The 26,873-nt window shown below is 29.8% G+C and carries 13 protein-coding genes; 8 read left to right on the forward strand and 5 right to left on the reverse strand.

Annotated features, from left to right (window positions below; all coding sequences use genetic code 11):
- Positions 1 to 348: 348 nt before the first annotated feature.
- Entirely contained in the window at positions 349 to 4,866 is a 4,518-nt protein-coding gene (locus tag ACXLDF_RS05695) for an acyl-CoA dehydratase activase (RefSeq protein ID WP_457557530.1), read from the reverse strand.
- Between the two features lie 275 nt (positions 4,867 to 5,141).
- Between ACXLDF_RS05695 and ACXLDF_RS05700 the strand changes: the two genes are divergently transcribed.
- Positions 5,142 to 5,714: a hypothetical protein gene (locus ACXLDF_RS05700; protein WP_457557531.1), complete on the forward strand. Its 573-nt coding sequence runs from the start codon at positions 5,142 to 5,144 to the stop codon at positions 5,712 to 5,714.
- 588 nt (positions 5,715 to 6,302) lie between these two features.
- On the opposite strand, the gene ACXLDF_RS05705 is transcribed toward ACXLDF_RS05700, so the two are convergent.
- Positions 6,303 to 6,845 (reverse strand): hypothetical protein, encoded by a 543-nt coding sequence (locus tag ACXLDF_RS05705; RefSeq protein WP_457557532.1) that lies wholly within the window; start codon positions 6,843 to 6,845, stop codon positions 6,303 to 6,305.
- Positions 6,846 to 7,116: 271 nt separating this feature from the next.
- Positions 7,117 to 8,022 carry a helix-turn-helix domain-containing protein gene (locus ACXLDF_RS05710; protein WP_457557533.1) on the reverse strand — a complete coding sequence of 302 codons (906 nt, stop codon included), beginning with the start codon at positions 8,020 to 8,022 and terminating at the stop codon, positions 7,117 to 7,119.
- 288 nt (positions 8,023 to 8,310) lie between these two features.
- On the opposite strand from ACXLDF_RS05710, the gene ACXLDF_RS05715 reads away from it, so the two are divergent.
- The 5 genes from ACXLDF_RS05715 (at position 8,311) to ACXLDF_RS05735 (ending at position 16,831) form a co-directional block, all read left to right on the forward strand.
- On the forward strand, positions 8,311 to 10,947 hold the full coding sequence (locus ACXLDF_RS05715) for a Loki-CTERM sorting domain-containing protein (protein ID WP_457557534.1): 2,637 nt from the start codon (positions 8,311 to 8,313) through the stop codon (positions 10,945 to 10,947).
- Between the two features lie 85 nt (positions 10,948 to 11,032).
- Positions 11,033 to 12,262: a M28 family metallopeptidase gene (locus ACXLDF_RS05720; protein ID WP_457557535.1), complete on the forward strand. Its 1,230-nt coding sequence runs from the start codon at positions 11,033 to 11,035 to the stop codon at positions 12,260 to 12,262.
- Between the two features lie 407 nt (positions 12,263 to 12,669).
- Entirely contained in the window at positions 12,670 to 12,912 is a 243-nt protein-coding gene (locus ACXLDF_RS05725) for a heavy-metal-associated domain-containing protein (RefSeq protein WP_457557536.1), read from the forward strand.
- 47 nt (positions 12,913 to 12,959) lie between these two features.
- The gene (locus ACXLDF_RS05730) at positions 12,960 to 15,122 is read left to right on the forward strand and encodes a heavy metal translocating P-type ATPase (protein ID WP_457557543.1); all 2,163 of its coding nucleotides are present in this window, start codon (positions 12,960 to 12,962) and stop codon (positions 15,120 to 15,122) included.
- A 611-nt stretch (positions 15,123 to 15,733) separates the two neighbouring features.
- Positions 15,734 to 16,831, forward strand: coding sequence for a Gfo/Idh/MocA family oxidoreductase (locus tag ACXLDF_RS05735; RefSeq protein ID WP_457557537.1), 1,098 nt, complete (start codon positions 15,734 to 15,736; stop codon positions 16,829 to 16,831).
- 258 nt (positions 16,832 to 17,089) lie between these two features.
- Here ACXLDF_RS05735 and ACXLDF_RS05740 read toward each other — a convergent pair whose 3' ends face one another.
- Positions 17,090 to 22,039 carry a DEAD/DEAH box helicase gene (locus tag ACXLDF_RS05740; RefSeq protein ID WP_457557538.1) on the reverse strand — a complete coding sequence of 1,650 codons (4,950 nt, stop codon included), beginning with the start codon at positions 22,037 to 22,039 and terminating at the stop codon, positions 17,090 to 17,092.
- A gap of 154 nt (positions 22,040 to 22,193) precedes the next feature.
- Positions 22,194 to 25,013: a hypothetical protein gene (locus ACXLDF_RS05745; RefSeq protein WP_457557539.1), complete on the reverse strand. Its 2,820-nt coding sequence runs from the start codon at positions 25,011 to 25,013 to the stop codon at positions 22,194 to 22,196.
- Positions 25,014 to 25,775: 762 nt separating this feature from the next.
- Here ACXLDF_RS05745 and ACXLDF_RS05750 point away from each other — a divergent pair.
- Positions 25,776 to 26,039: a hypothetical protein gene (locus ACXLDF_RS05750; RefSeq protein ID WP_457557540.1), complete on the forward strand. Its 264-nt coding sequence runs from the start codon at positions 25,776 to 25,778 to the stop codon at positions 26,037 to 26,039.
- 53 nt (positions 26,040 to 26,092) lie between these two features.
- Positions 26,093 to 26,873 (forward strand): transposase (locus ACXLDF_RS05755; protein ID WP_457557541.1); only part of this gene is annotated, 781 nt, incomplete at its 3' end.

Below are 26,873 nucleotides of genomic sequence, written 5' to 3' on the forward strand. Positions count from 1 at the left end.
TTGCAATGGGAGCGGAATGATTCCAAGTGGGAGTTAATGGACAAGAGATGCTAATTATATGCCCCTCCTACCGGTGTAAATGTAATTTCGTGTCCATTGAAGAAGAACATCAATTTTGGGGAAAGACATTAATTGTAATTAACCGAATATCTACCTTACAGTAATAAGGATTTATAAAGGTTGGGTAAAAAATGGGATAAAATCAGTTATATAATCAGTTATATAATCAGTTATAAAATCAGTTAAAAAATTGGTTATAAAATCAGTTATAAAATCAGTTAAAAAATTGGTTATAAAATTGGTTATAAAATTGGTTATAAAATCGAGAAAAAATTACTATTATCCTTCTCAATTAGATATCGAGCTAAGATCAATAAGCTTTTGATTTTGTTTCAATTGAGAAAATGTTGTATAAGCACCTTTTATTAAAAATTCCAATCTATTTGTCATATTTACTTCACTCATACCAGAATCCATATCTAAATATAGAATATTTAATTCAGGATAAACACTTCGAAGTTTTTTCTCTACTCCTTTTGCAACGATATGATTAGCAATGCACCCAAAAGGTTGAAGACACAAAATATCTTTTATCCCATGCCTATACAATAACCCAATTTCACCAGAAAGCATCCACCCTTCTCCATATTGGTGGTTTAAACTTAATACTCTCTTTGCTTCATTTGCGATTTCCCATATTTTAGGAAAGGGCACTATAGGAAGATGAAAATTTCTTAGAATATGATTTACTTTATCTAAATAGCGAGCAATTAACTTATCTCCTGCCTTTAATAACGTGAGATATGTTTTAGAACGGGGAGTAATCTTTTGATTATGATTATAGTAATTTGATACAAAAATGTTCAAAAAGAATGGCAGTAATGGAGATACCTCTACTTCAATCCCTTGTTTCATCAACCAATCCACAACATAATTATTTGAAAAAGGGTTAAACTTAACATAAATTTCCCCAATAATACCAACTTTAGGTTTTTCTGAAGGATTAATAGGAATTTGATTGAAAGATTCAACAGCTTCATTTAATAAAGTAAGTATTTGACGATGAGCTCCAAATTTTATCAAAGGAAGTGCTTTATCTATAAATTTTTCAACCAATTTCCAACTTGTTCCTGGGATATTTTCTCTTACTGCGGTACGATAGTAGAGTTTTGCGATACAATCAGCATAGATAATGCCAAAAAGAGCACAATAATTAAATTTTATTGGATTTAAAGAGAAACCTGGTTGTTCATTAAGCAAACGACTTGTAGTCGCCATAACTGTTACTACAGGAGTCTCATTAAAACCAGCATTAATTAAAGCTTTTTTGATAAGTGATGCATAAGTCGATGCACGACACTGTCCACCAGTTTGAGTAATACCTACAGCCACTTTTGAAGGATCATATTTTCCAGACTGCAGAGCTTGAATTAAGTCACCAATAACGATAGAAGCAGGATAACAAATGTCATTATTTGAAAATTTTAATCCGAGTTCAATACTTTTTTGATTTGGTGAAGGTAATACATCTATTTTATAACCTTCATTTTCAAAAGCAACAGTTAAAAATCGAGTATAAAACGGAGAAAACTCAGGTGCTAAAATAATTCTTTTCTTATCTTTTTCAGTAAACACAGGTGGAGATAAACGGAGCATATTCTTAGATTGATGTGTTTGAAAACGCATTTTTAAAGATTCAATAAGACTTCGAATTCTTAGTTTTACAGAACCTGGGCTACTGATTTCATCAATTCTCAGAACAGTAGAATTTTTTCCCGCGAGTTTAAGAACTAAATTGATTTCATCAATAGAAACAGCATCAGGACCACATCCAAATGAATTTAATTGAATTACTTCTACATTTGGATGATTTTTAGCCCAAAGAGCACAATCATACATTCTATTTGAAAAAGTCCATTGTGTTAATACTTCTACTTCATTCAAACTTCCTCGCTCTTCCACAGGAATAATGTCTTCTGTTAAAACATGCACTCCTAAAGCCGAGATCATTTCTGGAATTTTATGGTTTATTAAAGCATCGAGATGATATGGCCGACCTAATAAAAGAATAGCTAACTCATTATTTGCTTGAATAGATTTGAATACTTTTTGAGCCTTCAGTGAAATCTTCTTTTTAATTTCTATATAATTATCATGAGCGGATTTAAAAGCTCGAGTAAACCGAGATTTTGAGACTCCTAATTTAGAGAAATATTGCCAACATAGCTTTTCTGCTTGTTTTTTAGAAATCCATGTCATTGGAAAAAAATCAAAAGGAATACCAAATCTTTCTTGCGGTTTAATACTTGATTGAATTACCTCAGGATAACCAGAAACGATTGGACAATTATAATTATTTGTATGTTCAGGATGTTCAATTCGATTATAGCGCACCATTGGATAAAAAATGCGATTTACTCTTTTCTTAATAAGATTCATAATATGACCATTTACAATTTTAGCTGGAAAACAGATATTTTCTGACATCACAGTACCATATCCAGATTCTGCCAAAGTCATTGTTGAAGGATCGGAGAGTACAACATCAAATCCACATTCTTTAAAAATCACATCCCAAAATGGAAAATCTTCCCAAAGATTTAATACACGAGGAATTCCTACACGAATTTTATTATGACGACGTTGATAATCATTCTTTTCAATATCTTGATGTAAGTCTTGGTTTAAGTCTTGGTGTAAATTTTGCTTGAAAATCTGATTAGTTTTCCATTCGTAAAGGTTTACCCCTCTTTTCTTAGAATTTAAGGAATTTGTAAAGATCTTTTCACATTTATTACCTGTATAGTATTTTTTGCCGGATTTAAACCGGAGAATGGAGATTTGACATTGATTCTCGCAACCACTGCAACGAACATGAGATCGAGTAAAACTAGTTGCATCTTCAAGATTAGAAAAGCCGATAAAGGATGATGTTATGGTTGATTCTTTATTTTTTTTTGAGAGTTTGGTTAATAATCCATATTTATCTTGAGCATAAAGTGCTGCACCAAATGCACCCATTAATTCAGGATACTGAGGACGAGTTACCACTCTCCCTAAATATTGTTCAAGAGCGCGTAAAACAGCCGAATTCTTAAATGATCCTCCTTGTACAACAATATTATCACCTAATTGATTGGTGTCGGTTAATTTTAATACTTTTTGAAAACAATTTTTAATTACCGAAACTGCTAATCCTGCTGCAATATCTCCTATTGAAGCATTTTCTCGTAAGGCTTGCTTCACTTTGGAATTCATAAAAACGGTACAACGGGTCCCCAGATCACATGGATGATGAGCAATACAGGCTTTTTCAGCAAAAGTTTCCACTTCAAGACCCAAATTTTGGGCAAAATTCTCAATAAAAGATCCACATCCAGAACTGCATGATTCATTCAATTCAATATTTTGGATAACTTGTTGGTTACAAAAAATCGCTTTCATATCCTGTCCGCCAATATCCAATATAAAACTCACGTCTGGGTCAAAGAATGCAGCTGCTTTATAATGTGCAATTGTTTCAACTAAGCTGTCATCCAAATTAAAAGCAAAACGAATTAATTCTTCACCATATCCAGTAACTGCAGTATAGAGAATTTGAAATTGGGAAAAATGTCGATTTAACGAATCTTCAACAGCTTTCAAGCCAAGAATTACTGCTTTAATCGGATTACCTTTATTATTTGCATAATAATGTGCTGCAATTTTTCCTGAAGAATTAATTACGGCAATTTTGGTAGTAGTTGAACCTGAATCTATTCCTAAAAAAAAAGATTCTTCATTTACTGATTTATCTAGAACAAGAGGCATTGAAATTTGAGTCTTAGTTGCTAACCACGTATTATATTCTTCATTTGAAGCAAAAAGAGGAGGTAAACGGGGTGTCTGAGAGAAATCAATGTTATTTTCACAAGATAAAATGTCTATCAAATCTTTCAAATATATAAAAGTTTTTTTTTGAGATATGTTAGAAAATTGATTTTGATTTTGAGTATGAGTTTGAATCTGAGTTTGAGTATGAGTTTGAATTTGAGTTTGAATTTGAGTCCGAATTTGAGTCTGGATTATTTTTTCATTATTATTTCTTAAATGTATGTGTAAAGCAGCTCCAATAGCCGGAAACAATTCAGGATGTGCTACATCTTTAAGATCACAAGATTTCACTCCCAAAACATGAATGAAAGCTTTTTTAAGTTCAGATTGAAAAGTTAACGGCCCCCCTGTAAAAACAACTTTCGATTTTACTTCTGTTCCGCGAGCTAACGAGCTAAATGTTTGAAACGCCACTGCTCGATAAATTGATGCTGCAATATCAGGTAAAGGAATTTGTTTACTGATAAGGTTTTGCACATCAGTTTTTGCAAATACACCACAACGAGATGCGATAGGGTGAAAGTTTTTTACTTCTTTGGCTAAGTTATTCAATTCTTGTGGAGATAAATCAAGAAGAGTTGCCATTTGATCGATAAATGCCCCCGTTCCTCCTGCACAATTGCCATTCATCCGAATATCAGGCTTTAAATCATTATTAAAAAAAATAACTTTAGCATCTTCCCCACCAATATCAATCAATGTTCTGACTTCTGGATATAATTCTTGAATAACCTCAGCAGATACAACTACCTCTTGTACGAATGGAAAAGAAAAACGTTCAGCTATACCCATTCCAGCAGATCCAGTTATCGCAATAAAAACTGGTATATCACCAATAAAATCGATCATTTCTCGAATTTGATGCATTAGAGTTATTCGTGGCCTTGCATTATGTCGGTCATAGCGGTAGAAAAGAATTTTTTCTTCAGAATTCAATAGAACAGTTTTTGTGGTGGTTGATCCCACATCAATCCCTAAAAAATAAGTTGTCACAAACAGATCCTCGCTTTAAAATCCCTTTATTTTTATATTTGGTTTAGAATGACTTGCATAAAAATCATTTGACATCATTTTTTTCAGATATTTTTTATAAAAAATTCAATTATCAATAAAAAATAATCATAATCTTATCAAAAAAAAATAATAGATTCCTAAAATTATTACATATTTAAAAAAAATAAAAAATATACCATTCTTGAATTATTTTGGAATAATTAGAACTCATAATTCAACATATAAACAAGTAGGATATATAAGTTATAATGAAAATGATAAAAAATAGGATATTTAAATTATTTCTTGATGAATATAGACGTTTTCCACGATCTGAAGTTCAAGACTATTATAAATTGTTATATCAAGCAGTATTGGGCTCAGAACATATGGTACCTAATGAAAAAACTTGTTTGCAAATGATAGAAAAAGAAATGATTAAAATAAAGAAAGAAAGATTGAAATACAAATATCCTCTCTATTATGAAATTGGAATTTTCACCAAATTAATTCGAGTTAATTTAATCGGATGCGATAAAGAAAAAATTAGACCTTCTCTAATCGCATCAGCATTTTTTATTGGTTCGAAGAGGTCACATCAATTTTATGAACAGTTTAAAAAGAATTTTAAGATGACTTTTGAAGATCTTGTATCTTTTATGATTGAAATTCTTTATAATACCCCTTTTTATGTCCCAAAACACATCATCATGAATTTTATTGATAATATAAAAAAAAACAATTTTCCTGCAGTTCATCATTCAAAAATCTATAAGAAATTATATCAACCACATTATAGAATAATACCTTTAGAAATTTGGATGAGTACTATTAAAAAAATCGAATAAATTCAGAATATGTCTTAGTTATGATAAAAAAAAGTAAATTTTAGATATTTATCGAACATGAAAATTGATAGTGATAAATTCAAGTAAATCTTGTTAAATAATAATAAATCGTGCTTAATATTTTCTCGAAATTGATTTTTCCAAGAATTTCAGTAAAATTCTTCCATTCAATTTATAATTGTTTCAATTTGGTGCAGATTTTATTATATTTTTAAGCTTGTCTTTCTTGAATTCAGTCCTTTTACAGTCTTGATAAAAGAAATTTTGATAAGATGTGAAATTTATTTAGAGAATATAGAATTATAACAAGAAAAAAAACCAAAAGATTTCAAATCTTTTGGTATGATTGTGATGACAGATTCCTATCTCTATGTTAAAAAAAAACGTTTTATGGCTGATAAAAAACGATCGTAAAAAAAAGTCTAAAACCCCTCAAAATTCTATCAAAATCTATTGAATTCTGCTTATTTCAACTTATAATTATTTCTATATATACTTATTTCTGCATATACTTATTTCTACATGTACTTATTTAGACAAACTCTCTTTAAATTCTGCAGTTTTATATTTTTAAGTACTAACTTCTTTTTATTCCTTTTTTTCCTTGATAGCAATAATTGCCCCTACAATTCCAATTAAACCTGCACCAGCAATTATAAATAATCCATAACCATAACCGACTGAATAACCAGAACCACTTGTTGACAAACCATAAGCGATTACTGAAGCATAAATGAAACTATCGAAGAGGATTATCATTAATATACTAGAAACTAAAATAAATAATCCACCTATTAAAGCTGCGATAGGATTTCGAAAACTTGCAAATAGAAGTAAAATCATTCCAATCAGCATTACAAGTGGCATTGAAGTACTAATCATAGTAATTGTAGTGATTGAGAATGATAATCCTGCTGCAGCATATGCTTGATTTAATGCATCAGCACCTTGGATCATATAAATAACAAACATTAATAATGCTATAGAACCAAAAATAAAACTGTATCCTGCATAGTTAATTGTTGTATCTCCCTGTGAAGTTCCATATACTTCAATAACCAAAAATGGAAAGATTGTGGCGATTAACATTACCAATAGACTTATTAAAATAATTATTTTTCCAGTTTTCATTTAATTCACTCCTATTGTTGCTAAATAAAGTATTCTCCAAGTTCCATTTAAATAATGAAAATATCACCCCTACTAAGGGGTACTTTTCAAATCTATCTAAAATTAGAGAAAATTATTAAAATAGCAAATTTATTGATTTTCATTCGCTAAACTAATAACTTTTGTATCGAAATAGTCAATTTGATAAATGGTGTATTTTAATTTATTATACTATTATTTTTAATTGACTTTGATTAAGATTGAATATTTATCGGATTGGCTATATTTCTGATTATATCGATTTTTTCACTAATTCAGGATGATATTGTAGCATTTCTTGAAACGATTTGTGAGCCTTTCTATGAGTTGTTTTGAACATTTTTAAAAATTCACTACAGATATGACGAGATTCAAGAAATAAACCCAAACAAAATGTCTGTAAAAGAGGGTTCTCAAAAAAAAAGCCTATTATAAGAGAATCAATTATAATAAAACCATAGCGCAACGCTGAACGATTGATCATATAGTAGTTAGTACGGTTCTTCATTTTTCCATCTCGTGATTGAATAAATTGAATTTGTTGCCATGGGAGATCCATCAACAAAGCTTCAGGAAATACTATTATCTGTGAAATTTGAATAGGGTGATTCACCAACAGTTGTTCGATAGTATTGGTAACCCCTTCTCTCACTCCTACTTCATACAGGTTCCAATCTCCGAGAAAATGTAATGTTTTCCGCGCTTGGATCAGATAGGTATTTAATTCTTGAAATATTCGTGAAGGGGAACCAACAACTAGATCATAACTGGTAATAAATGGAGGATGTTTTCTTTGATCCATTTCTTCTGCTTCAAATTGGAGTGTTTGCATGAGATCGGCGATTTTCATTTGCATTGTATCGAATTCTGAGACTTTCTTGTTTAAAAATGTTTTTTTTTCTTCCAAGACCCCGTTTAAATCACAAGGCCAATATTGTTTAGGATGAGTCTCAGTAATCATTACCAATTCTCCTGCATAAAGATCTTCTAATAGTTGATAAACTTTATTTTGCGGAATGCAAGTCAACTCTCCCAAGCGAGAAGCGCTCATTCCAGGATGTCTTAAAATCTCACTAAAAAGTTTCGCCTTTTGTCCTTTTAGAGCTAAGAGATTTAATAGCGTAGAGAGATCGTGATGTGAGTTGGGACTTACATCCATACATAACAATGTCGAGTATAAGGATAAATAGATAATTATACTATTTTGTCTAACACAATTAATTTCATAAGAGTAAATTAGTGTGGATAAGTCATGTATGCATAGAATAAAAATCGAACGAAAAAAAATTATGAAACTGCAGATTAGTGCAGATTAGTGCAGATTAGTTTCGATTACATTGTGTCAAATTTTCTTTCATTCAAAGAAAAATAGTAACCAAAGCTTTATTATCAATCAAATTAAAATTTCTGTGATATTACTTACCAAATTAGGAAGAAGTTCTTAAATATGAGTTTCTCAAAATCTGTAACTTTTCCGATTTCTCAACAGAAACGGAATATAATTTTGCTTGGAATAGGAATAATATTATTAATATTGATTATTCCTGGATTTGTTCACAATTTTTCTTCCAACATGCTGATTTCTTCTCGTATGGAACAATCAGATAAGACTAAAAACGATAAATTTTTTGAAGTTCCCTCGAATCTACCTATTTTTCCAAAAAAATCTGAAGATTCTGATTTAATCTCCTCATATTTATATGGAAATTTAGATATAATTGATTACATCCCCATCATTCTTAATAATGAACAATTAATTATAGTAGGTAGTCAAAAAACCTCAGAATCCAATCTTTTTATCGTTAATTTTCAAAATCAACAATATCACGAATATTCTACATCAACTACAGATTATATAAAATATGCATCAGTTTCTGATACAGATTTTGATAATACAATTTTCGTAACTGGAAATCGACAAAGCCTCGCGCGTCAATCTGTCTTTTTTACTTCTATAGATAGTCAAGAATTAAATAAAATATATCTAGATGGTGAAATTTCTGTTGGTGATAATTGTTGGGTTAAAGAAATGGTTCAACTTTCAACTGGTAATTTTCTACTATTGGTCCAGTCTATATCTGGGATTAACTCAACATTTTGGTTATATGAAATAGAACCATTCACAGGCTCGATCGTTCATCAAAAATCTTTTCCTTTTACAGCTTCATCGATTTTAGCAGAAATTGATCATGATAATTTCAAATACATTCATCTTTTTGATGATGATACTATTCTTTTAGTAGGGCACAATTGTTCTACTGATGATGCAGGGATTTCCATATATCTTGGAAGTTTAGAAGGAAATTGGTTGAATAAATCAATTTCAGGAGACTTAGAGCTGCAAATGATGGATGTAGCCCGTGATGGAACCATATATATGGCATATGAATATTCGAATCTTGCAACTGGAAATGACGACTTAGATATCATTCATTTTTCTTCAAATTTAGAAATCTTAGATAATGCCACTCTTTCTTCCTCTGGTTATAGTTATCATTTATTAGATTTCTGTTTAAATCATGAAATAAATAATATGAAGCCGTTTTTGCTTTATTCTATTTTAGATGATTCTAGTTATCCTGGATATGGATTTGCTTTTGTAGACGGTTCTAATTTTCTGCAAAAATCAGAAGAAAATCCCAGTAATACAGAAATGAAATCTTTTGGAACGATCAAATTCCTTTCAAATGGAGACGCATGCTTTGGCAAAAATACCATAATAGATTCTTATGGATATATAACTATTTATCGTATTTCTGAGTCCACGACATATTCTTATCAAATCTCTGAATTCACTTTTACTCAATTTGCACTTCCTTCCATAATTGGAGAAAATCCATCTGATGGTTCCATTTTGGTGAATATCTATGATTTTGCTCATTCAGGAGTATATATTTTCTCTTCAACACTAAGTTCGAAAGATAGTGAAATTATCTTAGAAGATGACCAAGTATGTCAAGCCTATTATCTACATTCAGAAAATGATGACAAAATCATTTTTTATGGATATCAAGGAGACTATTTCAATAATCATGGGAAAGCTTTATTGTTGGAATATTCAATTACAGGAATTTTACTTAAAAGTGCTATAAGGGACGATTCAAGCGAATACTCTGAAAGTTGGAATTGGATTTCAGTTTTGCCTGATATTCTTTATTTGGTAGGTATGCAAACAAACACTTTTGAATCTTCCCAGAATACACTAATACTTGGAAAAGTAAATTTTGAAGATTTATTTAGTGCGTATCGATACGTCTCCAATATAGCAATTTACGATCATGATCAAATCCAATCTTACATTGATATAGGGGTAATTTCTGGGACGGGAACTGAAATTGATCCATATATAATGGATCATTTAAGAATTGATGGTAATCGTGAAGACACTTCAAATAATGCTCCTGGAATTAATATATATTATAATGCCTACTTCGAAATTAGTAATTGTATTATTGAAAATTTGAATATGTATAATTCAGTAGGGATTTTTATAACCGAAATGAGTTTTGTGAAAATTATTTCAAATAATATTAGCCATTGTTTTAAAGGAATTGAATTAGTTAATGTAAATAATGCTACAATTTATAATAACACAATTTCAGATAGTATGTCAATGGGAATTCTTCTCTTAAAGAATTATGATGGGGGCGGAAGTAATGGAAATCATATTTTTTACAATACAATTACACATACTCAAAATTCAGGCGAAGAATGGAGTGGAAATGGAATTAGCGTAATTAGTGGCCATTACAATATAATCGATCACAATACAATCACTGATAACGTAAACTTTGGTATATATTTAGATAATGCATGGGAGGATATTGAAGAACCTCAAGTTACAAACACAAGAATTTATGAAAATGATTTATCGAGTAATTCTGCACCTTACAATCCAAATTTGAGTAAAGAATTAGGAAATCGATTTTGGAATAATACAGGAGCAGAAGATTTTCCATCTTCAGAATTTGACAGTATTATGGAAAATATTCCGGGATATTCGCTCACAGTAATATCTGGCGCGATATTTTTCAGTATATCTTATTTAGTAAGAAAGAAAAAGGAAAAATCTCAGATTTTTTGATAATATAATTAAATTTTTTTAATTTTCTAAGAGTTTTTGACTTTAGAACAATTTTTTTTAATAAATTTTCAAATATGGTATAATTATGCATTATAATCTTTTATCTAAATTGGCTAAAAAAAGTCTAGAAGAAACTAATTCTATTATTCAACAGTTTGGTCCCAGATTAAATGGAACAGAACCTTGTCATAAAGCTGCTAATTATTTATTCCAAAAACTTAATAGTTTTTGTGATGAAGCGAAAATAGAAAATTTCAAATTTCATCCAGGTTCTTTTATTTTTTATATCAGATTTAATTCAGTTATGTATTCAATCGGTGTCATACTTTTTTACTTTAAAAGTAAATGGGTAATTTTTCCTTTAGTTGGTTTATTTATGGGAATTTTTATGATGATTTCGATATTTGGCTTGTATAAACATTTTTTTGATAAATTCTTTCCTGCAAAAATAGGAAAAAATGTTTACGGTGTGATAGAACCAAGTTCAGAAGTAAATCAACAAATCATTCTTTCTGGTCATCATGATAGCGCTAGAAAAATTCGTATTTTAGATTCAGGTTTTCAAAAATTGTATGCAATGGTCATTTTGACACCCTATTTTTTCTTTATATTTGAAATCGTAGTTATTCTCGTTGGACTTTTTAATGATTTCGAGAATTTATGGTTTTCTATCATTCTTATTGTTTTTTTAAATAGTTTTCCGTTTATCTTATTATATTTCTTCATTGTTACTAAAGATGCTTCTCCTGGAGCGGGAGATAATTTAATTGCATCAGTATTTTTAATTGAACTTGGAAAATACCTTACATCTCAAATTAAGGAAAAAAAATTGAATTTAAAGCACACAAGAATAATTATTGCAAGTTTTGATGCCGAGGAGTCAGGATTGCGTGGTTCTGCCGCCTTTATGAAGATCCATAAAGAAAATATAAAACAAATTCCGACTTTTCATTTGAATTTTGATAGTTTATACAATTTGAATGAATTACATGTCCTAACCAAAGATATTAATGGATTTATCTCATTATCAGAAAAAATGGTAAATGAAATTGTCAAAATTGGAATAAAAGAAAAAATCTCTATCAAAAAATTCAAAATGGTATTTGGAGGTGGAGCAACTGATGCTGCAGAAAGTGCTAGAATTGGAATTCCATCAACTACATTAATTGCAATGCCAACGAATATTATTAGAGACGGATTAGTATATCACACCAGTAGAGATACAGTGGAACATATTGAACCTGCTGTAGTAGAAAGTTGCATTAAAATTGCATGGAATTATATCTGGGATAAAGAAAGAACAAAGAAAGAATAAAGAAAGAATGTTTAATAAAAAGATCTAGACTTATTCGCACTAACATTAATAATCTAAAAGATTATATAGATTAGTTCTAAAAATGAGTGAACTTTTCATCTATATTTCTAAAAAATTTGTATAGATGAATATAAAACGATTTTCCACAATTTGAACACACAATCTGTGCGGATAAGTTATTTTGATCCTATGTTGATAATGATTAGCAATTGCCATCCATCAAGAGATAATGCATTAATTTCATATATTTGCACCATGATGCGGAATGTAACATGCAAAACTATAAAAAAGTTGCAGAATTTCTAAAATCGATTTAGTGCTTTTTTGTCAGTCATGAGAATTTAGAAATTCTAATATATGGGTTAAAATTAAAAATCTTTATAAAATTCATTTTTCTAGATCAACCTATGGCTGGTAAATTGAAAGAAATTGAAATTTCTATTTTAAATAAAGCAATTCATTGTGAAGGTTGCGAATTACGAATAATTAAAGAGATTGGAAAAAAAAGAGGTATTAAATCTGTAATACCCAATCATAAAAACCAAAAAATAAAACTTTCTTTTGATGAAGAAAAAATAAAACAAGAGAAAATTGTAAAATCTCTTGAGAAAATGGGATATTTTATCGAATTTATTAAGGATGTGAATTAAAAATAGAACAATCAACTCAAAAAAGAATTGATAAATTACATTTAAAAATTGGAGGTATGCAATGTTCTTTTTGCACTAGTACGATTAAAAACGGATTAAATAAAAATAAAGGAATAAAAAATGTGAATGTCAGTCTTGCTCATGAAGAAGTATTGGTTGAGTATAGATCCGATATTATTGATAAGAGGACGATAGAACAAACTTTAGTGGAATTAGGCTTTAAAATCAGAGATCCAGATAAAATTCGCTCGTTTGAAGAAGAACAAGCGGAATTATCGCACGAAAAAATGCGCTTGTATATTGCAAGTTCATTTACAATAATTTCTTTGTTCATTATGATCTTTATGTGGTCAGGGTTCCAGTTACCATGGATACGCTGGGTGATGTTAACATTAGCTTTATTTACTATGTTTATTCCAGGTTGGTATATAAAAAAAATGTCATGGTTTTCATTAAAGCGGGGAATTTTGAACCAACATGTATTGTTAGAATTTGCTGCATTTGGTGGATTATTAGGTGGTCTTTATGGATTTTTTTTTCAACCTTGGCCGATAGGTGATTTTTTTGGAGTGAGTATTTTTGTTACCACTTATCATATTTTATCTGGATATGTTTCTTTACTGGTAAGGACTCGTTCTTCCCAGTCAATTAAGAAATTGATGGATTTACAGCCAGATGTTGCTCTTGTTGTACAAGAAAATGGTTTACAAATCGAGACGCCAATTAAAAATGTTAAATCTGGAGATCTAGTTCGAATTCGGTCTGGTAATCGTATTCCTGTTGATGGAATAATCATAAATGGAAAATCTAAGGTCGATCAAAGTCTTGTAACAGGAGAATCAACTCCAATATTAAAAGAAATTGGTGATGTTGTAATCGGAGGTTCAATTAACTTAAAAGGTTCATTGTTAGTTAAAGTGACAAATGTGGGTGAAGAATCATTTCTTCAAAGAATTTCTCAACACATTAGAGACGCTCGAGCACTAAAACCAAATATTATACTTTTAGTTGATAAAGTATTGAAATATTTTGTTCCTGGTGTTCTTATTTTAGCATTTCTGGCTTTAAGTATATGGACTATTGGGCTTTGGATTTTTACTGGAGAAATTAACATAGTTAAAGCTATATATTCCACATTAGCTGTTTTAGTAATGGGTTATCCGTGTGCATTAGGAATGGCCACTCCTTTAGCTATGATCCATGGCGGAGGTATTGCTGCAAGAAAAGGTATTTTAATGAGATCTGGAGAAGCTTTTCAAACATTTAAAGATATTAATAAAATAATTTTTGACAAAACAGGGACGTTAACGATTGGAAAGCCTAAAATAAAAGAAATTTTAACAGTTGACTCCATTGAAGAAACAGAGTTTTTATCATTTGTTTTTAGTGTTGAAAATGGGTCTGATCATCCTATTGCAAAATCTATCATAGAATATGGGTCAGAACATGAAATATCAATTTTTCCAGTAGAATCCTTTGAAACATTACCAGGAAAAGGAGTTCAAGGAATTGTAAAAGGAGAATTAATTGTTATTGGAAAATCGTCTTTTATCAAAGAACAATTAAAAATTGAGCCTAAATTTATAAAAGAAACAATGATATTCGAAGAACAAGGTTATACTGTAGTAAGTGTTGCTAAAAACTCTGAATTTTTAGGAATAATTGCTATTGGTGATATTTTGAAAAGAGATGTTAAAACCACGATAAAATCATTAACTAAACAAGGACTAAACCCCATAATAATAAGTGGTGATAATTTACCTGTTGTAGCATCAATTGCAAAAGAAATTGGAATTAAAGAATACTATGCTGAAGTAATGCCTAAGGACAAAATCGAGAGAATTAGAAAATTACAGTCAAAAGGATATAAAGTAGCTATGGTGGGTGATGGAATAAATGATGCACCTGCATTAGTGCAATCTGATGTTGGAATTGCAATTGGGGCAGGAACAGATATAGCGATTGAATCTGCAGATATAATATTAGTAAGTGAAAATCTATCAACTATTCTTGAAGCATTGAAAATTGGTAAACAAAGTTATCGAAAAACTGTTGAAAATATTATATTAGCATTTTTATTTAATAGTGTAGGAATGCTTTTTGGAATTTTTGGACTTATTCACCCTGTTTGGGCTATGATTGCAATGGCAGCAAGTGTTTCAACTATTCTTTTAAACTCTTTTGGAAATAAGATCATAAGAAAATTTTAGAAATCTATATCTATTTTCTATTCTTTATTTTATCAAATAGATGTAGTTTTCAAATTACTGCTATGCTATTGCTATCTATTGCTTTCTATTGCTATGTTTTGTTATGTTTTGCTTTCTATTGCTATGTTTTGTTATGTTTTGCTTTCTATTACTATCTATTGTTATGCATTGCCATGCATTGCTATCTATTGGCATCTATCCACCAATATTAGTATAAAATCGCAAAACCTTGTTACTATTAAAAATGATTACTTATGAACTTTTTATTATTAGGTAAAGATCGGCGCCTTTTATTATTGTAATTCGACTAAAATCTCTCCAATTTAAAAACTATGTAATTAGGACAAACCTAGCTAAGAACACTCTAATGGGGTTACCTCATTATTGAAGTGTAGATATTTTTATAGAGAATTATTCCGATTTGGACAAAAAACTTATCCGCAGTCTGGATAAATCTATAATTAAAAATAAATTGAAAATAAATTGAAAACAAATTCAAAACAAATTCAAAAGAAATTCAAAAGAAAATTGAAAGAAAAACAAAATCAAAAGTAAATAAAAATGGATAAAGTAAGGAAAAATTTATAAAGATTCTCTTAAAAAATGTTATTATGAATTATCCCAAAAAAACAATTGAAATACTAAATTTGAAAGGTCCATTGAAATTAACACTCCATCTACAAATTGCAGTTGAAATCATTCCTAAAATTCTTCAATTTGATTCAGCGGCAATCCCTCTAGGTGTACCTGGAAACCCCATATTAGGTATATTTGATCCAAAATTTTGGAAAAAAAATACAAGAGAATGGCGAATTAAATTATTAATTTTAAAAAGAAAAAAATTATTCTCACCACATTTTACTTTTGTTTTATGGCCAAATATTATTTTACCTGTATTTTATTTAGAATCTAATCATCTGAAAATAATGAATGATTTTATGAAAACTGCAAATTTTTTGATAACAATTGGAATGAATCCTATAATTATTACCAAATCAGAGTTAATAAAAGAAAATTTTACCGATTTTACAAAAAAAAATAAAAATTTTCCTATTCTAACAGCATCAGAATTTATCATTTTAATGCAATGTCTAATTCATGAAAATGCTATTACTTTTTTCACTAAAGGAAAATATGTATCGTTTGTAAAGGTTATTACAAATCTTCACAAAATATATAAAAAATATCCAATCCAAGCTAATGAAGAACAGATATTAAGCATTATGAAAGCGATGGGAATAAAAATCCAACCAAAACAGCAGATAAATCTTGAAAACTCAGTATTTGGGAAAGGTGGTTCTTGGGAAAAAGTAGGAAATAAAAAACCAACTGAAGTGAAAATGGGAATAGTAGGAATGGGAGAACGAGGAATACAGATGTTTGAACAGGCAATCAAATTTGGAATGTTTTCAAAGCCAAAAAGTGAAAGAGTCGATGAAATTGTGGCGATTTGTGATGTTAATCCTGATGCTTTGGAAAATGCCGTTACTCGGCTTAAAATCAATGAAATCCCCCCAGAAGACCGCCCTCGAATGTATACTTCACTAGAAGAATTTTTAGCAGATCCCGAAATAGATATTGTTCAAATCACAGTGCCAGCCACCATCGATCAAGAAATTGGAAAAATGGTAATTAAAGCGGGAAAAGCACCAATGCTAATCGCTAAAGATGAAGATGCACGCCTAGGAAAAGGACCACTTCCGCTTTAAACGTAAAAATGATTATAAGATTAAGAGCTATTGAACATTTGTGCGTTTTTTTTTTATGAAATATCAGATCAGATTATGAAATCATAAAATAAAAAATAGAGTCAAATTAGTTAATTCTCTTCTGTAATTTTCATTCTTTTGCATAAATAAAAAAATAAATTTTTAGATCATGCTTTTCTGGAAAAAATTTCAAATTTCTAAAGTATTTCTTAACATCTTTCTATAGGACAAATCTAAAAAAAAACAATCTCATTCAATTTACTCCTTTATATTCAATGTTATTCCAGGATTATTCCAATCCAATTTTGTAAATAAATCAACTACTTTTTCTCTAGCCAATAAATGATGGAAATGCTGATTACTATAATTTCTCAAACAACTGGTACAACTTGTATCCAAACCGCAGACACATGATGAAACTGTCGAATACGCAGATTTAAGGACTTTTAAAATATTTTCTTCCTTAAAGACTCGTGCCATGTGCCCAGCTCCTGCAGGTACTGTATCGAATATTATTAAATGAGTTATCCCATCTTGGTATAGCAAAGTACCATTAATTTCACGTCTGCGAATCCCCAAACCCCGAGAAATTCCTTCAATTATACTAAAAAGTAGTGAATACCAAAGAGATTTGGCAGATTCGTTAAATTTTTGCATTTGTAGATCTGCATCAGTAATTTTTATTCTCAAAACATCTGTATAATAATAATAACCGAGGTGTAATGGTTTATGGAGAACAGTAGATTTACATTCATCTCCATAAGGTGTCAGGTGTTTTGTATTTGTTTTTTTCATTGAAAAACCAGCGCCGCACTTGAAACATATCGAGAATCCCCCAGATTCACCTTGACATACAACATACATTCTTCCGTGTTTTTGATAATTCATTTCTAGAATTGTTTTCCCGATTTGAAATTTCTTATTTTGAGAATTTGCTTTTTCAAAGGAAGATACGAAGGGTCTTGAAAAATATATCTTTTTGGGGCGAACTTCTCCGCTTTTCTCGATTTTTTTACTTTTAAGTGTTACAAATCCGAATTCAGGAATAATCGCAGTGTGTATTTTCCTAGTAATATTAGTTTCACAACCATTACATGTTATTGTTTTTGGTTTTTCCTTTGAAGATGAAGTAACGCAATAATTTCCGCATTGGGGACATATAGCATAGTAGAATCTTTCCCATTCCTTATTTCTGATTCGTTTTAATGCATAACTTTCATAAACGTGTTTATCAGCCACAATTTGTGATCCTGGTGCAAATTCAGCTATAGCTAAAGATAAATTCCTGGATAATTCAACCCTCTTCAGCTTAAAATCCTCATTCAAGACCTCCAATTGTACAGAATCGACTGGAAATCCATATTTTGGAATAACTGTATTTGTTGCTAAGAAACTTATTACTCGTCTATTCATAATAGTATTTATACGACGATCACACCATTCTTGATCATAATTTGCTTTTTTTACAATTCGCGGTTTATCTGAATTATCTATTATTTTCTGCTGCTGTATATTTTTATATTCGATTAAATCAAGATATTCAGAATGAATCTTATTTAGAGCAATAGCAAAAGTATTATCTTCTAATAAAAAGTCTTCAATCCATTTATCACTATTTAAATTGAATTTGGAATGTAGATTTATAGGTATAATGTCTTTTAAAGCAGCTACTAATCGATCCTTATTTTGAATTAAAAATTCTTCGAAATTCTTTAAAATCTCATTTGAACTAAATTTATCAATTTGATAGAAATTTTTAATAATAGTTGATTGATCAGGGTATTTTCTAAAATATTCAGAGATAACATATGCTTGTAAATGCCTGCGAACTATTTTTTCATTCTGTAAATAAACATACGGAGCTTGGATTTTTCCAGAAATCATCAATAATGGATTTAAAAAATATGATAAATCATGTGAACGTAATAGGGCAAAAGTCAGAGAATAACCCAAAGTTCTAGCTCTGCGTCCTGCCCTCCCTGTTCTTTGAATATAATTTGAAGGTTCAGGTGGAATATTTTTCAGAAAAATCACATTTAATGAACCTAAATCCACACCCATTTCAAAAGTTGTAGAGCAGCTTAAAACATTTATTTTTCCATCTATGAAATTTTCTTGAATATCTTTTGCATAATGATTTTCTAATTGAGCTGTATGTTCTTTTACTGAAAGTGGTGCGAGATTGTCGCTTGTATTCAATAAATAAAAGTGATTATTCACGATTCTTTGCTTTTGATAATCTGATAATTCTTTAACCATCTTTAATTTTCCAGAACAATTAAAAACCCGACAAATGCCTCTGATTGAATAAGGTTGAAGTTGTCTACACGAGTCACAAATAAATAAGTTATCGATATTATTGATTAAACGTATTTTCCAATAATTATATTGAGTTTTCCAAACCCTGCCTTTTTTTTTTGTTGGAATTTGAATTATGCCCCTATTTTCAAAGTTTTTGGTGAAATCATCCCATAACATTCTCAAAACCTTTTTTATATCCATATTTTCATCCAAAGATGAAGAATTCTGAAGTAGTATCTTTTTTAAAAAATTCGTCCGAGAATTGGAATGGCGAATTGGAATAAAAGAATAGACATTTTTTATGCTTTCTTTTGCTTGTAACAAAAAAGCGACTTCATGATTCTTATTGAAATCGGAAAATACCTCATCATTGGGCGCAGGTGCTTCACTCGGAAATTCAACAGCTTGATAATTCCTAAAATTATCTAAAAAATAGCGAAATATCGTTTTAATTTCTTCTTTTGTTAGATTATAGGGTGGATTTAATAATTCTGTATTCAATTTTAATGATTTTGGCATTACTGGTTCATATTCTATAATCCCCATTTCTTCTAAGGAATTTCTTGAATTTAAAGGAAAGAAAGATTTCAGAATAACTCCCCAGCAATCTTTTGATCGTTGCCTTCTTGATTTACTATCATCGAAAAAATCCATATCGGTCATAAGTTTCATTAGATCATCATGCAAATCATCCAATCGATAATCGTCCATACTATTACTCCAATTCTTTTTCAATGTTTGGTAAATTAAACGATGTTCCCTCAATCGAGAAAAAGTAATATCCAGATAAGAAGCAAAAAATGCAGCATCTTGGCGACTATCACTGAAACTAAGTATTTTTTCAGTTCTATTATTTTTGATGCTTAATTTTTGATATATCTGACCAACTAAAACTGATGGAATCGTATCTTTTCCAAAATAAAACCTGCGAATTATGTTTCTGCTCGATTTATTACAATAAAAACATTTATGTAAATCTCCATCTTCTGTCTTAATATACAAAACAAATTGTAATTCCAAATTGCACTCCAGGCACTCATCCAGAATATCATCTTCATCAGTTATATATCCGCATTTTTTACAAAATTTCATTCTTTTAAGATTGGACGACTTAATATTTTTTCCAGAATATTTTCCGAATATTCTTTCATCTTCATTTTGATCTAATTCTTTATCGAACGGAAGAAAATAAGCCTTAAAATTGGGTTTTTTATGATGTGCATCCATTTGAGTGATTTTATCATTACTTATATTCCCCAAAAAATAAGTATTTCCGCATTTTTTACAAAAAGCGGCTTCAAAAACGGTCGACCCATCAAAACTAGAATGTGGATGTATAAAAAGTTTTTTTTTTGGATATAAAGCAATATAAATACCTTCAGGACTTCTAACAAAATGATGTAATCGGGCAGGTAATAAAGAAGCAGCGTTTTCTGAAGGTGCGGTCCATGAAATCAACTCAAGAAAATCATATCCGTAATTATATTCATTTTCATCAATTTTTAACTCACTAAAAAGGTTATCAATTGAGATTGGTTCTTCATTTAAAAGTTCTTGAATTTTATGAACGCGCGGATCATTTACTAAAATGTAATACAATCGAGAACTTATACTCGTTCCTTTTTTTTCAGCATAGTCCATTATCTCGAAAGGAATTTCGGTTTCTTCAATTTTCTCTTTTATAGCAACCCAATTTTTCTCTAATTCAGAATATGAATCAGAACAATATTCAGAATTGTACTCCGAACTGTACTCTGAACTGTACTCTGAACTGTACTCAGAAAAAGAATCTAAAATATATTTTTTCCGGATTCCATTAATTTCACTCAGTATTTTCAAAGGAATTTTAAAATCGGCTATTTTTTCCGTACTGTTAGAAGCAAAAATTGCTTGAATAATATCTTGACGATTTGTATCATCATCCACCCATTCAAATTTTTCTTGAAATAATGAAGAAGCAAATTCAATTATTTCCTTTTGTGCATTGGAATCATTGGTTAAAGTTGCACTCGTTGCAATTGCTTGAATATGTGGTTTTGTGCTATTAAATACTTTATATTTTAAGCGTCGAAGTAAAAGACTAATTTCAACACCTTTTGAACCTGTATAAGAATGAGCTTCATCTAAAACGAGAAATTTCCATGAAGATTGATTATTATCAGAAGATTGAAAAAGAGGAAGATCCTTAGGCCGTAATAAAAGATATTCCAACATTGCATAATTTGTAATGAGAATATGTGGAGGATTATCCCGCATCTCCTCTCTCGATATTAATTCACCTCTAGGTATTTTATTTACGCGTTCCATGTTCATATAATCATTAATTGCCTCTCTTCTCGTCTCCTTAGTATCTCCAATATACCTGCCAAAAGTTACATTAAAATCAGGTAGTTTTTTTTCGATCTGCAAAACGATTTCTCTTAGGCGCCGAATCTGATCATTTGCCAAAGCATTTAATGGATATAAAATTAAAGCACGAACACCCGAATTTAAAGTCCCATTTTTATATTCTTTTATTAAATGATTTAATATAGGAATCATGAAGCATTCGGTTTTCCCACTTCCAGTTCCGGTTGTAATTATTACATTTCTACCATTAACTACCTTTCTTATGGATATATCTTGATGTAAATACAAGGGATCATCTTTCAAATATGGAAAAACATCATAAATAAAGGCTTCAAATTCAGGTTCCAAAATACCCTCCTTTATTAAATCTGATATTGTAGCACCTTTCTCAAAATTTAACGTGGCTTCTAAATATGGTCCCTTTACAAAATTCATCTCTTTTAATTTTTCATCAAGTAATTTAGCAAAATCTTTATCTTCGATTTTTACTGTAGACCGCAAATAATTTAGATAAGTTTTCTCCAAATCTTTACTTATTATCAGGGGATTTACTGACATTTTTTTCTCAATCTCTCAATTAAAGTTAATAATTATAATATTTGTTCGTCTTCATATTCCTAATTTGATAGATAATGTAAAATATTATAGGATAAATACAAATAAAAAATTTATAATCCAATCTATCCAATTTATTTATCTAATCCTATTTGTTTTAAACGACGCGATTATCAACTCTCATTAAAATCGCTGAATCTGGTGAGTTTGCAGATACTTCATAATTTGCTTTTAATACAATATAGTAAATTATATTTTCATTCATCATTCCATATAAATATCCCAAATCTATTTTCGTGTCTGAAGGAGAAATGATTTCTTTTTCAGTTCTAAGTGGATTTTTCTTACCATCAGCATATAATTGAATAGAAAAGGGAAAACTTTTTCGAATATTTGTTCGTATAACTAAACTTTGTTTATTTGAATTAAGAAATTCTTTTTTTGTCAAATTGATTACCTTATCATTCCAATTATCTTCATTTGAAAAACGCCAGCGAATTTTTGGGATGGTTATATCAAGTTCCAATTCTGAATATGGAACTGTGCTTTTTAAAGTGTGGGATTTCCATTTTCTTAATGAAAGAACCACTCGATCTTTTTCCTTTTTAAAAAGAATTCTGGTATTATTTTTATCTAATTCATTAATATCTCCACCCTGGTATGGACAATCATCTACATTTTCAGAAGAAAATGGGCACAATTTTGCAAGTCCCCATGAACAAATTGAGATACAAGTACATTCATTACAATTTATTTTATCTATATTTCCATCATGTGATTCTTTGCAAGCTTTGCATGGATCTACGGCTTGATCTACCGTTTTATAATCACTTTTCATAGCTATTATTGGAATCGAATGATCAGCGCATTTAATTCTGAATATATTTGTGTCTAAATTAATTGAAAGATCATGACTAATATGGCCATTTTCACTTGGAAAAATTGGATGTTCGTGATTTTTAAATATTTCAAAATTCTTTTCCAACTCAGGTATCCAACGAACATGATAAGTTTGTAAAGATCGATGGTCATTTTGTCCTGTAAATGTCAATTGGTAATTCCCGCATGGCCATGATTTTGGAAAATCAATATTTATAGGTTCTTCTGTTGACCATCCTTTGCTTAGTATTCTATAATAGCTAAAATTACTATCAGATTGTGCTTCCTTATTTGAATGTTGCAAAATAATATTAATCGGAATTTGACTTGGAGGTTCTGCCTTAATCTTTAAGGTGCGCCCAAAAATCATGGGATAAGTATTAGAACGATTGTCCTTGAATGTATTGCCAATCTCTAATTTAAATACAGGGGTTTTTCTGACTATATTCTCAGCAAATTTAGTCTCTTTAATATCACCAATTTCGAGTATCAAAAAATTGCCTTGCCAGAATTGTTTGTCAATTTGAAATTTGTTTGTTATATTCAAGGGTTTTTTTGTTAAAGAAAAATCTTCTTGGACGATTTTTAGAACTTCATCAATATCTTTATATTCATCGCGATTATATAAAATTAATATCCTATTGGTACTTCTGGGAATGGGAATGAAATTTTGTTCTTCATCATACAACCAATGCATTTTCCAGCGCTTCTTAACATCTGGAATAAAAACATAATAGTTTGGATTGCTATGAAAATAATGATATTGTTCATCTGTTTCTAAACTACGTGGTAGTCTTATCATGATTTCTTTAAAAGGAGTAGGTATCGAATAATTTAAGCCTTTTAGGAACAATCTTTTTTTGTTTTTTACGAAATGTGGGGTTATTTTGATTTCTTTACCATCAAGGGTAATTTTATAATGACCTAGATTATTCGGATCAAAATTTTCTTTGTTTGCAATAATTCTATCGCTAGTTACAAGATTGACACGCTCATCATCTACATCAATTATTATCTTTGGTTCAAATTTCAAATCTTTTTTTTTAGTTTTCTTTTTTTGATTCTTATTATCTTGTGATACATTTTTCTTTTTCGAGACAGGAGTTGATTTTGAATTTAATTGACGTTTTGTTTCTATTACTTCTCTCTTCCCTAAATATTTGGATCTTAACGGTCTGCTCGATTTTGGAGTTGTACGTTTCTTTTTTGGTTTTTTGGATATTTTTTCTTCTGAATTCTTGGTTCTCTTTTCGATTTGAGTTCTATTAACTTTTCGTTTACCTATGGATTTTCGGGCTTCAATTGTCCTTGTTTTAATGTTAGAAGAGTCAAATTGTGAATCGCTGGGTTCGTCGGTCAAAGGATTAATTGAATGGTTATTTTTTCTGAATTGATTATGTTCGGATTTAGAATCACTTTTTTCTTCTTGAATCTTGAAGATTTTTGAAGGTAAATTTTGATCATTTTCAACTTTTTCTGTGTTTATTTCATTTTTTTGTTGATTTAACTTGAGTTCTTCTTCTTTTTCTTCAATTTCAATTTTTTTATCTTCTATTTTTTGTTCAAGTTTTTTTTCCTGTTCCGTTTTTTCTTTTTCTTCATTTTCTTCTTTTAATTTTTTTATTTCTTTTTCTACTTTTTCTACTTTTTCCTGTTCTTCTTTTTGTTGCGCCATCTTTTCTTTTATTTTGACCCCACTTGAGTAAATATGTGTTGATTCAGGTGAAATCACAACATCTGACTTTTTTTTTGTGTTTTGTTTCTCTGATAATTCTATTTCATCTGAAGATTTCAATAAATCTTCCTTGGAACTTCCAACATCCTCTTGAAGTTTCAAGTCTTTTTTACTTTCATTTTTTAATTTATCCTTTATTGTGAACCTATTTTTATTCAATTCTTTTTTATGGGGCGTTATTCTTATTATTGATGCATTTCCTTTTTCATTTTCCATTATTTTTTTTTCTTTATACTTTTTTTCTTTACTCTTACTTCGTTGAAAATTCTTTTCTTTCCCAAAAATCCTCTTAAAATAATCCCAAATTCTCGCAAAAAAAACTAAATTACGAAATTTTGTCTTTAATGAAATTTTATTACTCATATTTCCACCTGTTTTGTTTTGAACTTGAATATCCTTCTACTTAAAAATATGTTGATGAAAATATTTATTTGTTAAACTGTTAGCATTTATTATAATATTTCAATTACTGCGGATAATATGGAATATATTTGATCATTAATGCAATAGATCAAATCTTTTTGAATATAATCAATAAAAAAAGGATGTATATTCGCAATTTATTTACTTTACTAAGATCGGACTCTTATGAAATTATTTATTATCGTTTAGTGTCGACATCTTTTGATTTGAAAAAGAAATCATAACATGTGGAAATAATTTTGTGAATTTTATAGTATATAGAGTAAATATCCATTTCTATTCCTACCATGTTATAAATATCGCAGTCATAAAAGATAATGCTCAAATTATAAGATTTTTGCATAAAAATGGCGTAAATAACAAAGTAAATGATTAATATATGATTGTTTTTTCAATGTTTTATAATATATAATTAAAATCTTGGTAAAAAATGGTTATAAACAGTTCTCAAGCATTCGACAAAAAGATGATCTTCCGAAATAACAGTATTATCTAGTATTTGAATCAATAAGAATAATAAAATGGATATTTGGGTAATTATATGAACTATATTCCCCAAACCATGCATCAAATTTCTCAATTTGGTGCACGTTATCCAAAATTTAATGAGATTTCATTTTTCATAAACCTTGCGAAATCTTCAGAAAAGCTTTAGAGGTTCCACTTACTAAACAGGGGCGAAAATGGTATTTAGATGATATTTTGACGATATTGTGCTATTCTTGGATTCGAGGTGTCTCAATTCACCATGCATGTGAGAAATTAAACCGTTGGGCCCAAAAATATCTGCATTTCACCCCTCAAAAATATGCTGATGGTAGATATTCACGCGCTTTCCCTCATCAAACTACTGTGAATGATTGGTTATGCACCCAAACTCTTCTAAATGTGAAGAATGTATATCGAATTGTGTTTGAAAAAATGATTCGGCTTGTTTTTTTAAAAATCGAAAAATTCATCCTGTAATATTAGAATTTGATTTAACCTATCTCAGTTATTGGGGAAAACGCAGAGATTTAATGATTAAAGGTAGTAAAATGGTGAAAGGAACTACAAGAATCCGTCATTATCATGGCGCCATGATTCATGGACTGCACAAATCCCTCTATATTGGATGTCATCATGTGGCTAAAGGTGAATCTAAAATCCCATTTATGCTTGATATCGTAGATTGGTTATTAAATTTAGGTCTTAAAATCAAAGTTTGTGTGATTGATCGTGAGTATTATCGTCAAAATATCTTAAAATCATTTAAGAACAGAGGAATCCATGTAATTACGCCTGCAAAAAACTATAAACAACTCAAAAATGCAAAAAGAGAATATATTTTGGGAAATAAGGGGAGAATTCAAACTTTTACAATAAGAACTAAGAATAAAAAAAACCGAAAACGAAAATTGACGCGTTGTTGGGTTCATTTATTTCCTCGAGGAAAACAGCGATTAAATGATTTGAAAAGCGCCTATCGACAAGGACAACTAAGTTTAGACAAAGTGTGTGAACAATTATATGGGTTAATTACAACTATTGCACCACAATATCGCTCAAAATCTTTCGTGTACTTAATAAAACGATATTACAAAATGAGATGGCAAATTGAGACCGCGTTTCGTGATGTAGATATCCACAAAGGACTATGGCGGTCAAACGATGATGGGACACGGCTTTTTGCAGAAATGGGTAAATATTTACTCTTTAACTTCTGGCAAATTGAACGGGATCAAATCTACCCGAATCATCAAATGACGTTCCAAGAATATCGCGATTGGCTTGTGGATGAATTTACTCAGACTATTAATT

The organism is Candidatus Harpocratesius sp. (assembly GCF_054039255.1).